Raw genomic sequence first — 14,014 nt, 5'->3', positions numbered from 1 at the left:
CCGATGCACACGATCAACGACCTGAGGATCGAAGACAGCCTGCTGTGCCTGATCGACCACCAGCCGTGGGTCGCCTTTCCCATCCGGTCCATCGCTCCGGACAGTCTGACCAACAACGTGCTGGGGCTGGCGAAGGCCGCGACCGCCCTGGGCGTGCCGACCCTGCTGACGACGATCAACGCCGAGGGCGGACCTCTGCAGGACCCGCTGTTCGGTGGGCTGTCGCGCGTGTTTCCCGATCAGACGCCCATCGACCGGACCAACACCAACGCCTGGTCGGACCCGCGCTTCGTCGACGCGGTCAAGGCGACGGGCCGGCGCAAGCTGGTCATGGCCGGTCTGTGGACGGAGGTGTGCCTGACCCAGACCGCGCTGTCGGCCATGCGGGACGGCTATGAGGTCCACTTCGTGGCGGACGCGTCCGGCGGCCTGAGTCCGGAAGCTCACGAACGGGCATGTCAGAGGTTGATCCAGGCCGGCGCCACGCCGACCACCTGGTTCGCCGTGGTGGCCGAGTGGGCCCCGGACAATCAGTCTTCCGAGTATCAGCGGCTTTACCCCGTCATCCTGGAGCACGGCATGGGCGTGCAGTGGGGGGTCGAGTACGTCATGGCCAACCTCGGGAGGCAGGCATGACCGACGGACGCCTGCGACACCACCGCGTCGTCCGCGACGGCGTCGGCCTGCATGCCGTTTCTCAGGGCGAGGGGCCGGCGGTTCTGCTGATCCACGGCTTTCCGCAGCACGGGTGGATGTGGCGGCGGACGATGGCGGATCTGGCGGGAGCCGGATTCCGCGCCGTGGCGATCGACCAGAGGGGCATGGGCGGCTCGGACATTCCGGCCGCGGGCTATGCCAAGGCCGAGCTGGCGCGCGACGCGGCGGCCGTGCTGGACGCGCTGGAGGTCGAGCGGGCGGCGGTCGTCGGCTACGACCACGGCGGCGGGACGGCGCTGGCCCTGGCCCTCACCGAGCCGGCGCGCGTCTCGCGGCTGGCCGTGCTGGAATATGCCCCGCCGGGTTTCGGTTATGAGGCGGGGCTGACCGCCGCGCCCGACAACGTCAACTGGCAGCTGGCCTTCTTCACCCATCCGGACGTCGCCGTGACCTTCATCGCCGGCAAGGAGCGCGAGCTGCTGTCCTGGTACTTCCAGCACTGGTCGATCGATCCCGAGGCCGTGCCCATGGCGGACTTCGAGGTCTATGTCCGGGCCCTGCAGCGGCCGGGCGCCCTGCGCGGCGGCTTCATGCAGTTCGCCGCGGTGTTCGAAGACATGGACTGGTTCAGGGCGCGGGCGGCGGAGACGCGGCTGCGCATGCCCTGTCTCGGCGTCGGTGGGGCGGGGGCGGCCGGCGCCTGGCCGGAAATGGCGCTGCGGGCGCTGGCCGACGACGTGCGCGGCGTGGTCATCGACGGCGCCGGCCACTGGCTGGCGGAAGAGACGCCGGACGCCCTGTCGGAGACCCTGCTGGAGTTTCTGGCGCCGGACCGGGGCTGACCGTCGTCAGTCCTCGGCGCGCCAGACCACGACGCCGTCCACGATGGTGTACAGCGCCTTCGCCTTCGGGATGTCGGCGATCGGCACGGTCATCAGGTCCAGATCGAAGACGGTGAAGTCCGCGCGCTTGCCGACCTCGATGGTGCCCAGCTCGTCTTCGCGGAAGCTGGCCACCGCCGGCCAGATGGTGAACATCTTCAGCGCCGTGGCGCGGTCCACCGCCTCGTTCGGACGCCAGTCGGGCCCCTGGAAGCCCTGTAGGTCGCGGCGGCCGACGGCGGCGTAGAACTCGATGGCCGGGTCGCCGCGCTCGACCGGCGCGTCCGAGCCGCCGACCACGATCACGCCCATGTCCGAGAGGCTTTTCCACGCATAAGCCCCGTCCAGCCGGGCGTCACCCAGCCGCGCGGGCGCGAAATGCAGATCTCCGATGGCGTGGCTGGGCTGCATCGAAGCGATGATCGGCAGGTAGCCGAAGTACCCATAGTCGGACGGCCTCAGGATCTGAGCGTGCTCGATGCGCCAGCGCACGTCGTCGCCCTGCGGCCGCTCGGACGCCGGCACTCTCTCCATCGCCTGGGCGTACCAGCCCGCCACCTCGGCGTTGCCGCGGTCGCCGATGGCGTGGGTCGCCGCCTGGATGCCGCTGCGCAGGGCGCGCTCATAGACCGGAACGATCTGGTCGCCGGTCATCTGCATCAGGCCGGTGGTGTCGGGCCGGTCGGCATAGGGTTCGAACAGGGCCGCCCCGCGCGAGCCCAGCGCCCCGTCGGCATAGAATTTCACCGCCCGGGTGATGATCCGCCCGTCGGCGACGGAGCGCGGGCCGGACGCGAACAGGGCCTCGGCCCCGTCGGGCGTCACGCTGTTGTAGACCCGCAGCGGCGCCTGGCCCTCCTCGGCCATCCGCTCCAGCAAGGGCACGTCGGCCCACGGCACGCTCATGTAGTGCACGCCGGTCCAGCCATAGCGGGCATAGACCCGGAAACCCGCCTCATAGGCGCGGCGGATCGAGGCCTCGTCCTCGCGCGGGATCAGGCCGGCGACCAGGGTCTCGGCCGCGTCGACCAGCAGGCCGGTGGGCGCGCCCGATGCGTCCTTCAGTATCTCGCCGCCGTCGGGCGCGGCGGTGGAGCCGTCGATGCCGGCCGCTTCCAGCGCGGCGGTCGAGGCGACCACCGCATGGCCGTCGGCCCGGCCCAGCAGCACGATCCGGCCCGGCGCGGCGGCGTCCAGATCCTGACGCGTCAGAAAGCGGCCCTCGGGCCAGTGGGTCTCGATCCAGCCGCGACCGATGATCGGCCCCTCCGGATTGGCCTCGGCCCAGGCCGACAGACGCGACATGGCGTCGGCGACGGAGGCGGAGCCTTCCAGGTTCAGCGTCAGCTCGCGCTGGCCGATGCCGTTGAGGTGCGCGTGGCCGTCGGTGAAGCCGGGGAACAGGGTCGCGCCCTTGAGGTCGATCTCGACCGTGCCGTCGTCCAGCGCCAGATCGGGCCGCTCGTCGCCGACGTGGACGATGATCCCGTCGTCGACGACCACCACCCGCGCGGTCGGCGCACGGTCCACGCCCGTGTGGATGGTCCCGCCCCGGATGATCATGTCCTGGGCCAGGGCGGCGGGCGCGAGCGCCGACAGGGCGACGGCGGCGGTCAGGGCGAGGCGGAAACGCATGGGACGGACCTTGGCGATGAGTGTCCGCCCGTTCTAGCGAAACATCACGCGAAGACGAGTCGCTCGCCTTGGAGCGCGGACCTCCGGGTCCGCGACTCCGTCGAAAAGCCCCGTCGCGGACGTGGACGTCCGCGCTCCTTTAAGGGGGGCCGGCTTGATCCCGCGCCCTGCGCCGCGCTACGACGCCCCCGGCGCCGCGGGCATGATGTAGTGGTAGCCTGGCAGCTTCCCAAGCTGCTCGTGCGGGTTCGATTCCCGCTGCCCGCTCCAGCCGCTCCCGTCGAAATCAGTCGAACAGGCCGCCGGTTTCCGGGCGCTTCGGCGGCTCGGTCAGGCCGAGGTGGGCATAGGCGCGGGCGCAGGCCATGCGGCCACGCGGGGTGCGCTGGATGAAGCCCTGCTGAAGCAAGTAGGGCTCGATCACGTCCTCGACCGCGTCGCGCGCCTCGGCGATCGCCGCCGCCAGCGTGTCCATGCCGACCGGCCCGCCGCCGTAGTTCTCGATCAGCGCCTTCAGGAAGCGCCGGTCCAGCGAGTCCAGCCCGGCCTCGTCGACCTCCAGCCGGGCCAGCGCCCGCGCCGCCTCCAGCCTGCCGACAGATTTCGAGCCCTCGGCGTCGGCGAAGTCGCGCACGCGGCGCAGCAGGCGACCGGCCACGCGCGGCGTCCCGCGCGAGCGGGCGGCGATCTCCAGCGCGCCGTCCTCGGTGACGGTCGCCCCCATCTTGCGCGCCGTGCCCATGACCACGCGCGTCAGTTCCTCGGGCGTGTAGAACTCCAGCCTCAGCGGAATGCCGAACCGGTCGCGCAGCGGCGTGGCCAGCAGTCCCGCCCGCGTCGTCGCCCCCACCAGGGTGAAGGGCGCCAGGTCGATGCGCACCGACCGCGCCGAGGGGCCCTCGCCGATGATCAGGTCCAGCACATGGTCTTCCATGGCCGGATACAGGATCTCCTCCACCGCCGGGTTCAGGCGGTGAATCTCGTCGATGAACAGGACGTCGCGCGGCTCCAGATTGGTCAGGATCGCCGCCAGATCGCCCGCCTTGGCCAGGATGGGTCCGCTGGTGGCGCGGAAGCCCACGCCCAGCTCGCGCGCCACGATCTGCGCCAGCGTGGTCTTGCCCAAGCCGGGCGGGCCGAACAGCAGGACGTGATCCAGCGCCTCGGCCCGGCCGCGCGCGGCGTCGATGAAGACCTTCAGATTGCCCTTGGCCTGCTCCTGCCCGACGAACTCCGACAGCGTCTGCGGCCGCAGGGCCCGGTCGTAGGCCTCGCCGGGGCCGGGGGCGGCGGAGATGATGCGGTCGTCGCTCACCGGCCCAGCTCCTGCAGGGCCGCGCGGATGACGGCGGACAGGTCCGCCTCCTCACCCAGCCGGATCAGGGCCTGATCGACGGCGCGGCGGGCGTTGACCTCGGCGACGCCGAGGCCCAGCAGGGCGGAGACGGCTTCTCCGGCCAGGCTGGGCTGCGGCGCGGCGGCCTCCACATGCACGCCGGGCGCGGACGGCGTGAAGCTGGCGTCGCCCAGCGGCTTGCCCTTCAGCTCGGTGACGATGCGCAGGGCCAGCTTCGGTCCCACGCCGTTGGCCCGCGCCACCGCCGCCTTGTCCTCGCGCGCCACGGCTGCCGCCAGGTCGCCCGGCGGCAGGACGTCGAGCACGCTGAGCGCCGCCTTGGGCCCCACGCCCTGGATGCCGGTCAGGGTCGTGAACGCCCGCCGCTCGGCCCGGTCGAGGAAGCCGTACAGGCGGGGCCCGTTCTCCGCCGACCAGCTGGTCTCGACGTGCAGGGTCGCCTCGTCGCCCGGCGCGGGCAGGCGCTGCAGCGTGCGCGATCCGCAGGCGACGACGTAGCCTACGCCGCCGCAGTCGACGACGCAGTGGTCCGCCTCGACCTCCGCCAGTATGCCCCGCAGCCGCCCGATCATGCCGCCAGCCCCGGGGCCCGCCGCAGCTGCGCGTGGGTGATCGCCACCGCCAGCGCGTCGGCGGCGTCGGCCGTCACGTCGCCGGCGGCGGGCAGCAGCCGCTTCACCATGAAGGCGATCTGGCTCTTGTCGGCATGGCCGGCGCCGACCACGGCCTTCTTGATCAGGTTCGGCGCATACTCCGCCACAGACAGGCCGGCGCGGGCGGGGGCCAGCATGACGGCGGCGCGCGCGTGGCTCAGCTTCAGCGTCGAGCTGGGGTTCATGTTGACGAAGATTTCCTCGATCGCCGCCTCGGCGCATCCGTGGGCGGCGCAGACTCCGGCCACCGCCTCCATCAGGGCCAGAAGCCGCGTCGACAGCGCGCCCGCCTCCGGCGCCTTCACCACGCCGTGCGCGATCCAGCGCAGGCGCGAGCCGTGCGCCTCCACCACCCCCCAGCCGGTACGGCGCAGGCCGGGGTCAAGTCCCAGAATGCGAGTCGCTTCGTTCGCCATCCGTTCCAGTCATGCCCGAAGGATGACTAACGGACAATGACCGGCGTCAGCCGCCGTATTTTTCCCAGTCCTCGTCCGAGACGTCCTCGTTGGAGTGGACCTGCTGCACGTCGTCTTCGGCGTCCAGCGCGTCCATCAGCTTGACCAGAGTGCCCACGGCCTCGCCCGACAGCGGCACGGTCGATTGCGGCTTCCAGACGATGGAGGTCGACTTGGGGTCGCCCAGCACCTTCGACATGGCCTCGGCCACGTCGTTCAGGTCCTCGAAGGCGGTCCAGATCACGTGCCCCGGCGCGTCCTCGTAGACGTCCGGCTTGACCAGATCGCTCTCGACGTCCTGGGCGCCCGCCTCGATGGCGGCCTCCATGACCGCGTCCTCGGCGCCCGCCTCGGCCGGATAGTGGATCTTGCCGACCCGGTCCCACATGAAGGTGACGCTGCCGGTCTCGCCCAGCGCCCCGCCATGCTTGGCGAAGGCGGCGCGGACGTTCGACGCCGCGCGGTTTCGGTTGTCGGTCAGCACCTCGACCACGAACTGCACCCCGCCGGGGCCGCGGCCCTCGTAGCGGATCTCCTCCATGGCGTCGATTTCGCCGCCCGAGGCCTTCTTGATCGCCCGTTCGATGTTGTCCTTGGGCATGGACTCGGCCTTGGCGTTGTTCACCGCCAGGCGCAGGCGCGGGTTCATGGCCGGGTCGGGCATGCCCGACTTGGCCGCCACGGTGATCTCGCGCGACAGGCGGCTGAACAGCTTGGACCGCACCGCGTCGGCGCGCCCCTTGCGGTGCATGATGTTCTTGAATTTCGAATGGCCGGCCATGGAAGGGTCTTTTCTGGCCCTAACGCTCGCCGCGCGGCGGCTCGCTGCTTGAGGGCGGGTGGAGTTCTGGCGCACGCGCGTGTCGGGCGTGGCGACGGCATCTAGCCGAGGGCGCGGCGGCTGTCACGGCGCCGGAACCGCGACGGTGCGCCGGGCATTTCAGCCGCGCACCCTGCAGGAGAGCGCCATGACCGCCCACGACGAGACCTGGATCGAGGACGACGAGGGTCAGGCCGACATCGTCGAATGGTACGAGGCGCGCCCCGTCACCGTCTCGACGGCCGCCGCCACCGGTTCGCTGGTCGGCGCCTTCGCCCTCGGCGCCCTGGTGGCCGTCGGCGCCCTGGTCGTCATGGGCCGGCTGGACCTCGACTAGACCTTCAGGCTCTCGAGGAAGCCGCGCATCTTTTCGTCGACCGGCACGGGCCGCTTGGTCTCGCGGTCGACGTAGACGTGCACGAAGTGGCCCACCGCCGCCGCTTCGTCCTCGTTGTTGCGGAACAGGCCGATCTCGTAGCGCACCGAGCTGGTGCCCACATGCGCCACCCGCACGCCCGCCTGGATCTCGTCCGGAAAGGCCGTCGGCGCGAAGTAGCGGCAGCCCGTCTCGGCCACCAGACCGATGGTCTTGCCGTGCTGGATGTCCAGCAGGCCATTGACCACCAGCAGCCGGTTCACCGCCGTGTCGAACCACGAATAATAGACCACGTTGTTCACGTGGCCGTAGACGTCGTTGTCCATCCACCGCGTGGAGATGGCCTGGAAGCGGCGATAGTCGCTGCGTTTCGTCCGTTCGATCGTGCCGCTCATGAGTCTCCCTTTTGCCCTACCGCTCGACGCGCGGCGTCTCGCTGCTTGAGGGCGGGTGCGTTTCCGTTTGCGCGTCTTCGCGCGCTGATAGGCAGCCTTGGGCTTGACGGACGCGGCGTCAAGCGGGCCGCATGCCGACATGAACATCCGCGCCGCCGTGCTGCGCGCCGCCGGCGCCGCCAGACCCTATGCCGACAGCGGTCCGCTCTCGATCGAGACGGTGCGGCTGGACCCGGCCGGCCCGGACGAGGTGCTGGTGGCGATCAGGGCCGCCGGCCTGTGCCACTCCGACCTCAGCGTCATCGACGGAAACCGGCCGCGCCCCCTGCCCATGGCGCTGGGGCACGAGGCGGCGGGCGTGGTGGAGGCCGTGGGGGCGGGCGTCGCGGACCTGAAGCCGGGCGACCGCGTCGTCATGGTCTTCATGCCGTCCTGCCGGCACTGCGCGCCCTGCGACGCCGGGCGGCCCGCGCTGTGCGAACCCGGCGCCGCCGCCAACGGGAAGGGCGAGCTGCTGGCCGGCGGACGGCGCCTGCACGACGAGGGCGGCGACCTGCATCACCACCTCGGCTGCTCGGCCTTCGCGGAGAAGGCCGTCGTCTCGCGCCGCTCGCTGGTGCGCGTGCCGGACGACCTGCCGTTCGAGCACGCCGCCCTGTTCGGCTGTGCGGTCCTGACCGGCGTCGGCGCGGTGATGAACACCGCAGCCGTGCGAGCGGGCCAGTCGGTGGCCGTGGTGGGCCTCGGCGGGGTCGGCCTGGCCTCGGTCATGGGCGCGCTGGCGGCGGGAGCGACGCCCGTCGTGGCCGTCGACCTGTCCGACAAGAAGCTCGCGCTGGCGCGGTCGTTCGGCGCGGTGGAGACGGTGAACGCCGCCGATCCGGAGGCGGTGGAGCGGGTCCACGCCCTGACCGGCGGCGGAGCCGACGTGGTGCTGGAGATGGCCGGATCGGCCCGCGCGCTGGACGCTGCCTGGCGCATGACGCGGCGCGGGGGGACCACCGTCACCGCAGGCCTGCCGCCGCCCGATGCGGTCCTGCCCGTCAACATCGTGCAACTGGTGGCCGAGGCGCGGACGCTGAAGGGTTCCTACATCGGCGACGCCGATCCGGAGCGCGACGTGCCACATTACGTCGACCTGTTCCGCGCGGGCCGCCTGCCGGTCGACCGCCTGCTGACGAAGACGATCGGACTGGATCAGATCAACGCCGCCTTCGACGATCTGGCCGACGGCCGGACGGTCCGGACGGTGGTGACGTTCTAGGCGTTCAGCCGGCCCTTCGCCTTGTTCCCCGCCACGCAGACCTTCGGGTCCGGTTTCGCCTCGCGATCGCCCAGCGCCCTCAGCACCAGCCGGATCACGTTCAGCCGGGCCGTCTTCTTGTCGTCGGTGACGACGCAGGTCCACGGCGCGGCGTCGGTGTGGGTTTCGGCCAGCATCCGGTCGCGCGCGGCGGAATAGGCGTCCCACCGCTTCTGCGCCTCGGCGTCCAGCGGCGAGACCTTGAACCGCTTCAGCGGGTTCTCCACCCGCTCCGCCAGCCGGCCGGCCTGCTCGCCTTGAGAGATGTCCAGCCACAGCTTGATCAGGCAGACCCCGTCCTCGACCAGCGCCCGCTCGAACCGCGGCGCGTGCTTCAGAAAGGCGTCCGTCTGGGCCGGGGTGCAGAACCCCATCACCGGCTCGACGCCCGCGCGGTTGTACCAGGACCGGTTGAAGATCACCGTCTCGCCCCCCGCCGGCAGGTGCGGGACGTAGCGCTGGAAATACCACTGGGTGGTCTCCCGCTCCGTCGGTTTGGGCAGGGCCACGACCCGCGTCTGGCGCGGCGCCATGTATTCGGCCAGGCGCTTGATGGCCCCGTCCTTGCCCGCCGCGTCGCGGCCCTCGAACAGGATCAGGGCGCGCCGCCCCTCCTCGATCAGCCGGTGCTGCAGGTCCACCACCCGCTCCTGCAGGCGTTCCAGCTCGCGGTCGTAGTCGTCCTTCTTGCCCATGCACCCACCGTGCGCCGTCCCGCGCGAAATGTCATGCGCGCGACGCCGGGACCGGGCTAGATGGGGGCATGACGCGCCTGATCCCTGCTCCCCACCGTCGCGGCCTGATGCTGGGCGCCGGCGCCCTGGCGGCGTCCTCCGCCATGGCAGGCCCCGCCTTCGCCGACCCCCGCGCCTATGACGCGGCGCTGGACCTCGCGGCCTCGCGCGGCGGGGCGCCCGCCCTGGCCGGCATGGTCGTGGGCCGCTCGGGCGCGACCTGGATCGGCGTGCACGGCGTCCGGCGACAGGGGGCGGCGGACAAGGCGACGCGCGACGATCGCTGGCATCTGGGGTCGAACACCAAGGCGATGACGGCAGCGCTCTGGGCCCGCACGGTCCAGGCGGGCCTGGCGCGATGGGACCTGCCGCTGACCGAGGCCTTCCCCGACGTGGCGATGCACGAACGGTTCGCGGGCCTGACGATCGACGAGTTGATGCGCCATCGCGTCGGCCTGACCGATCCCGGGCTGCTGTCTCCTGCCTGGCTCGGAACCGCCCGCGTCGATCCCCGTCCGCTGACCCTGCAACGGGCCGATCTGGCGGCCCAGGCCCTGTCGGCCGCGCCGACGGGCCGTGCGGGAACCTTCGCCTACGGCAACCTGAACTACATCGTCCTGGGCGCCGCGCTGGAGCGGCTGCACGGCGTCTCGTGGGAAGATCTGATGGCGCGCGACCTGTTCGGCCCGCTGGGCATCACAAGCGGCGGCTTCGGCGCGCCGGCCGATCCGGCGCCCTGGGGTCACCGCTCGGCGGCGGGCGTCGCCACGGCGATCCCGCCCGGAGCGGCGGCCGACAATCCCGCCGCGCTGGGGCCGGCGGGCACGGTTCACATGACGCTGGCGGATTACGGCCGGTTCCTCTCGGTGTTTCTGGACGGCGGCAAGGGCTGGCTGACGGGCGCGTCTCTGGGGCGCCTGACGACGCCGTTCGAAGGGCCGGCCCCGGCCTATGCCGCCGGTTGGGGCGTCATCCGCTCGGGCTGGGCGGGGCGGGACAGAGGCCCGGGCCCGCTGCTGACGCACGACGGGTCCAACACCTTCTGGTACCTCAGCGCCGCCTTGGCGCCCGAGCGCGGGATCGGCTTCGTGGCCGCGTCCAACGACGCCGGGCGCGGCGCCGACGCCGTGGGCGACCTGATCGGCCGCCTGATCCGGACGGCTGCGGCCTGACCCCGCCATGAAGCGCGACCTGGCCGATTTCTGGAACCTGCTGTGGGAGGCCGCGCTGGGCCTGGCCGCCGCCTTCGCCCTGGCCAACCTGTTCGCGCCGCCGCAGGATCTGCCGTGGAAGCCGCTGGACCTCAGCCGCCCGATCGGCACGGCCACCGCCGCCCAGGTCGCGGACTTCGAGGTCCGCCGCGCCGCCGCCCCGGAGGAATCCAAGGCCGTCACCGACGCCTGCATCCAATTGCTGCGTGAGGCGGGGGTGCAGGTCGAGCGCGCCGAGGATCGCGACGACGGCGGCTTCTGCGTCGTCCAAGGGGCCGTGCGCCTGACCGGCGGCGCCATCACCCCGCTGGCCCCCGGCGGCCTTGTCATGCAGTGCCCCATGGCCGTCCGCTACGTGATCTGGGATCGCCAGGTGTTGCAACCGGCCGCACGCGAGGTGTTCGGCCAGTCGGTCGCCCGCGTCGACAACATGGGCGCCTACGCCTGCCGCCGCATCTACGGGCAGGAGGATGTGAACGCCCGGCCCAGCGAGCACGCCCGCGCCAATGCGCTGGACGTCGCCGGGGTGACGCTGCAGGACGGCCGCAAGGTCTCGGTTCTGGCCGACTGGAACGGCGACGGACCGGCCGGAGCCGAGGGCGGGGACTTCCTGAAGCGCATCCGCCAGGGCGCCTGCCGCGTGTTCTCGACCGTCCTCAGTCCTGAGTACAACGAGGCTCACCGCGACCATCTGCACTTGGACGGGGCCGAGCGAGGTCTTTGTTCGTGAACCATACTCGCGGGGCAGGCGAATCGGAATCCGGTTGACCGCGCGGAAAACGCGGGAGACAACGTCGGCGCAGTCCGGATTTTCGCGGTGTCCAAAGCCGCGTGCAGCTCCTCCTCGTGAACGAGCCTGTCCAGATGGGCTGACGGGCGCCCCGCCGGGGCGTCTGCCTGGAAAGCGCGTTTACGGAGACGCACGATGGCGACCGGCACGGTCAAATGGTTCAACCCGACGAAGGGTTACGGCTTCATCCAGCCCGATGGCGGCGGCAGCGATGTGTTCGTTCACATCACCGCGGTTCAGAAGGCCGGCCTGATGGGCCTGGATGAGAACGCCAAGGTCGAATACGAGCTGGAATCCCAGCGCGGCAAGACCTCGGCGGTGGACCTCAAGGTCCTCTGATCCGAAGCTGATCTACGAACCGGCGGGCGCGGGACTTTCGGGTTCCGCGCCCGCTTTCTTTTGGGCGGCGGATCGTTGCGCCAGCACGACCGCGCCCAGCACCAGGGCGCCGCCCAGCGCCTGCACCGGCGTCAGCGCCTCGGCAAAAAGGATCCAGCCCAGGATCGCCGCCACCACCGGCTGCACCAGAATGGTCACCGCCGTGACCGACGCCGGCAGCCGGCCCAGCGCCCACGCCACCCCGCCCTGACCGACCACGTGCATGACGCCGAGGCCCGCCAGCGCCGCCCAGCCCCCGGCCGTCTCCGGCGTCAGGTCCTCGCGCAGCGCCAGGGCGGCGATCAGCAGCAGGGGCAGGCCGATCCCGGTTGACCACAGCGTGACCCTCAGTGCGCCGGCGGTCCGCCGCGCCGCCTGCACCGCCAGGAAGTACCCCGCGTACCAGAGCGCCACCGACAGGCTGAAGACGTCGCCGAGCAGAGGGTTGGTCCCCTGCCCCCCGTCGGCCCCCGCCGCCATGGCCAGCGCGCCCGCCATCGCCAGCCCCAGCGCGACCAGGAACATCCGGCTGGGCCTTTGCCCCCAGACGATCCAGGCGAAGGCTGTCACCACCACGGGCGTCAGGTTGCACAGGGTCGTGGCGTTCGCCACCGACGTCATGACGATGCCGTAGTGCCAGAACCCCAGGTCCAGCACGAAGAACAGCCCCGCCAGTGCCATCCACTTCGACGGCCGCCCGACGCCGTCGCCTCCCGGCCGCGCCGTCAGGATCAGGAGCAGCGGGATCGAAAAGGCGAACCTCCACATCCCCGCCGCCGCCGGGCCCACCTCGCCCAGCCGCACCAGAATGGGCGCCAGCCCCAGCACCACGGCCGCGCCCAGGAGCACGATCAGGGCGATGCGGCGGTCGGCGGGAGAGACGTCCATGTCCCGCCTTAGACCGGAGATTACAGGTTCACCACCTCGAACCCGTCCTCGCGCGCCAGCCGGTCGGACAGGATGCCCCGGTGGCATTTCCGGTGGTCGCCGCAGAAGCACAGGATCGCCGTCGGCCGATCCTTCGCCGTCTCGCGCAGCCGTTCGAAATCCAGCCGGAAGGCGGGCTCCTGCATGTGGGCGCCGTAGATGGCGTGCAGTTCGTCGCGCCGCCCGGCCCGAGCCGCCTCCCGCCCCGCCTTCGGCGTGCCCACGCCGCGCAGGTGCACGTAGTCTATGCCGGCCTCGGCCGCCGACCCGGCCAGCACGGTCTTGGAGAACCCCGCGCGCCGCGACGCCGCCACCGCCCGCACGTCGGCCAGCACCTGAACCCCCGCCGCCGTCAGCCGCCCGATCACCTCGGCTTGCGGCTGGCCCTCATATCCGATGGTGTACAGCTTCATGCCCCGCACATGGGGCCGGAGCCGCCGATGATCCAGAGAGACGTCCCGACCGACGGCCTGACCCAGCGGGTGCTCGAGGCCGGGCCCGACGACGGCCCCCTGGTCCTGCTGATCCACGGCTTCCCGGAGCTGGGCGTCAGCTGGCGCGCCCAGGTCGCGGCGCTGGCCCAGGCCGGCTTCCGCGCCGTCGCACCCGACATGCGCGGCTATGGCGGCACGGGCGGCCCGGAGGAGACCGAGGCGCACACCATCCTGCACCTCGTCGACGACATGGTCGATCTGGTCCGGGCGCTGGGACGTGAGACCTGCGTCGTCGTGGGCCACGACTGGGGCGCGCCCGTCGCCTGGCACTGCGCCCTGATCCGGCCCGACATGTTCACCGCCGTCGCCGGCCTGTCCGTGCCGTTCCAGCCCCGACGCCCCAAGGGCCCGCCGACGCCGGCAATGGCCGCCATCTCGAAGCGCGCCGGGCTGGGCGACCTCTACATCAGCCGCTTCCAGGCGCCCGACGCCCACGCCGCCTTCGACGTCGATCCCGCCACGGCCCTGCGCAAGATGTTCCACGCCTACGACGGCGCCACCCCCGACGCGCGCCAGTCGACCGGATTCCTCGCCCCGGGCGTCGACCTGCTGCGGAGCATCGCCGACGACGCCGCCCTGCCGCCGTGGCTGTCGCCGGAGCATTTCCAGGAGTACGTCGACGCCTTCACGAAAACGGGCTTCAAGGGCCCCGTAGACTGGTACCGCTGCCTCGACCGCAACTGGGAGCTGACCGCCTGGCTGCAGGACCGGCGGATCACCGTGCCCTCACTCTTCATCGTCGGCGAGCGCGACCCCGTCCGCCATTACGCCGGCGCCCAAGAGGCGGGCCTGCCGGACTGGCTGACCGATCTGCGCGGGCGACACGTCCTTTCCGGAGCCGGCCACTGGCTGCAGCAGGAGCGGGCGGACGAGGTGAACGCACTGCTGCTGGGCTTCCTGTCGGAAATCGGCGCCGCCGATTGAACCTGATCGGTGTGCGCGCGCACC

17 protein-coding genes and 1 tRNA gene are annotated in these 14,014 nt (G+C 71.7%); 9 read left to right on the top strand and 9 right to left on the bottom strand.

The window, feature by feature from the left end:
- The first annotated feature begins 3 nt into the window (after positions 1-3).
- Together VGN45_RS10620 and VGN45_RS10615 are read left to right on the top strand one after the other, a co-directional pair.
- Positions 4-636 carry a hydrolase gene (locus VGN45_RS10620; RefSeq protein WP_327462185.1) on the top strand — a complete coding sequence of 211 codons (633 nt, stop codon included), beginning with the start codon at positions 4-6 and terminating at the stop codon, positions 634-636.
- Positions 633-1,499, top strand: coding sequence for an alpha/beta hydrolase (locus VGN45_RS10615; protein WP_327462183.1), 867 nt, complete (start codon positions 633-635; stop codon positions 1,497-1,499). Before VGN45_RS10620 ends, VGN45_RS10615 begins: the two co-directional genes overlap by 4 nt.
- Before the next feature lie 6 nt (positions 1,500-1,505).
- Here VGN45_RS10615 and VGN45_RS10610 read toward each other — a convergent pair whose 3' ends face one another.
- Complete coding sequence (locus tag VGN45_RS10610) at positions 1,506-3,173, bottom strand: amidohydrolase (protein ID WP_327462181.1); 1,668 nt, start codon at positions 3,171-3,173, stop codon at positions 1,506-1,508.
- A 196-nt stretch (positions 3,174-3,369) separates the two neighbouring features.
- Here VGN45_RS10610 and VGN45_RS10605 point away from each other — a divergent pair.
- Positions 3,370-3,443: transfer RNA gene (locus VGN45_RS10605), tRNA-Gly, on the top strand.
- Between the two features lie 16 nt (positions 3,444-3,459).
- On the opposite strand, the gene ruvB is transcribed toward VGN45_RS10605, so the two are convergent.
- The 4 genes from ruvB to VGN45_RS10585 are packed head-to-tail and all read right to left on the bottom strand — an operon-like array spanning position 3,460 to position 6,419.
- Positions 3,460-4,488, bottom strand: coding sequence for a Holliday junction branch migration DNA helicase RuvB (ruvB, locus tag VGN45_RS10600; RefSeq protein WP_327462179.1), 1,029 nt, complete (start codon positions 4,486-4,488; stop codon positions 3,460-3,462).
- Positions 4,485-5,102, bottom strand: coding sequence for a Holliday junction branch migration protein RuvA (gene ruvA, locus VGN45_RS10595; protein ID WP_327462177.1), 618 nt, complete (start codon positions 5,100-5,102; stop codon positions 4,485-4,487). Before ruvA ends, ruvB begins: the two co-directional genes overlap by 4 nt.
- On the bottom strand, positions 5,099-5,599 hold the full coding sequence (gene ruvC, locus VGN45_RS10590; protein ID WP_327462175.1) for a crossover junction endodeoxyribonuclease RuvC: 501 nt from the start codon (positions 5,597-5,599) through the stop codon (positions 5,099-5,101). Before ruvC ends, ruvA begins: the two co-directional genes overlap by 4 nt.
- A gap of 46 nt (positions 5,600-5,645) precedes the next feature.
- Positions 5,646-6,419, bottom strand: coding sequence for a YebC/PmpR family DNA-binding transcriptional regulator (locus VGN45_RS10585; protein ID WP_327462173.1), 774 nt, complete (start codon positions 6,417-6,419; stop codon positions 5,646-5,648).
- A 187-nt stretch (positions 6,420-6,606) separates the two neighbouring features.
- Between VGN45_RS10585 and VGN45_RS10580 the strand changes: the two genes are divergently transcribed.
- A complete protein-coding gene (locus tag VGN45_RS10580) occupies positions 6,607-6,795 on the top strand; it encodes a hypothetical protein (protein WP_327462171.1) in 189 nt (62 codons plus the stop codon).
- Here the strand turns inward: VGN45_RS10580 and VGN45_RS10575 are convergent.
- The gene (locus VGN45_RS10575) at positions 6,792-7,229 is read right to left on the bottom strand and encodes a thioesterase family protein (protein WP_327462169.1); all 438 of its coding nucleotides are present in this window, start codon (positions 7,227-7,229) and stop codon (positions 6,792-6,794) included. The two genes, VGN45_RS10580 and VGN45_RS10575, sit on opposite strands and share 4 nt — an antisense overlap.
- Positions 7,230-7,368: 139 nt before the next feature.
- Between VGN45_RS10575 and VGN45_RS10570 the strand changes: the two genes are divergently transcribed.
- Positions 7,369-8,493, top strand: coding sequence for a zinc-dependent alcohol dehydrogenase family protein (locus tag VGN45_RS10570; protein WP_327462167.1), 1,125 nt, complete (start codon positions 7,369-7,371; stop codon positions 8,491-8,493).
- Here VGN45_RS10570 and ppk2 read toward each other — a convergent pair.
- Positions 8,490-9,227 carry a polyphosphate kinase 2 gene (gene ppk2 / locus VGN45_RS10565; protein WP_327462165.1) on the bottom strand — a complete coding sequence of 246 codons (738 nt, stop codon included), beginning with the start codon at positions 9,225-9,227 and terminating at the stop codon, positions 8,490-8,492. The two genes, VGN45_RS10570 and ppk2, sit on opposite strands and share 4 nt — an antisense overlap.
- 68 nt (positions 9,228-9,295) lie before the next feature.
- Between ppk2 and VGN45_RS10560 the strand changes: the two genes are divergently transcribed.
- The 3 genes from VGN45_RS10560 (at position 9,296) to VGN45_RS10550 (ending at position 11,606) form a co-directional block, all read left to right on the top strand.
- Positions 9,296-10,438 (top strand): serine hydrolase domain-containing protein, encoded by a 1,143-nt coding sequence (locus VGN45_RS10560; protein WP_327462163.1) that lies wholly within the window; start codon positions 9,296-9,298, stop codon positions 10,436-10,438.
- A gap of 7 nt (positions 10,439-10,445) precedes the next feature.
- Positions 10,446-11,207 (top strand): extensin family protein, encoded by a 762-nt coding sequence (locus VGN45_RS10555; RefSeq protein ID WP_327462161.1) that lies wholly within the window; start codon positions 10,446-10,448, stop codon positions 11,205-11,207.
- A 195-nt stretch (positions 11,208-11,402) separates the two neighbouring features.
- Entirely contained in the window at positions 11,403-11,606 is a 204-nt protein-coding gene (locus VGN45_RS10550) for a cold-shock protein (protein WP_327448306.1), read from the top strand.
- A 12-nt stretch (positions 11,607-11,618) separates the two neighbouring features.
- On the opposite strand, the gene VGN45_RS10545 is transcribed toward VGN45_RS10550, so the two are convergent.
- Both VGN45_RS10545 and VGN45_RS10540 read right to left on the bottom strand, forming a co-directional pair.
- Positions 11,619-12,533 (bottom strand): DMT family transporter, encoded by a 915-nt coding sequence (locus tag VGN45_RS10545; RefSeq protein ID WP_327462159.1) that lies wholly within the window; start codon positions 12,531-12,533, stop codon positions 11,619-11,621.
- A gap of 20 nt (positions 12,534-12,553) precedes the next feature.
- A complete protein-coding gene (locus VGN45_RS10540; RefSeq protein WP_327462157.1) occupies positions 12,554-12,985 on the bottom strand; it encodes a DUF488 domain-containing protein in 432 nt (143 codons plus the stop codon).
- 27 nt (positions 12,986-13,012) lie between these two features.
- Here VGN45_RS10540 and VGN45_RS10535 point away from each other — a divergent pair, with 27 nt between their 5' ends.
- Complete coding sequence (locus VGN45_RS10535; RefSeq protein ID WP_327462156.1) at positions 13,013-13,990, top strand: alpha/beta hydrolase; 978 nt, start codon at positions 13,013-13,015, stop codon at positions 13,988-13,990.
- The last annotated feature ends 24 nt before the right edge of the window (positions 13,991-14,014 follow it).

Source organism: Brevundimonas sp., from assembly GCF_035999125.1.
Classification (GTDB): domain Bacteria; phylum Pseudomonadota; class Alphaproteobacteria; order Caulobacterales; family Caulobacteraceae; genus Brevundimonas.
This window is presented reverse-complemented; position numbering and strand designations above follow the sequence as displayed.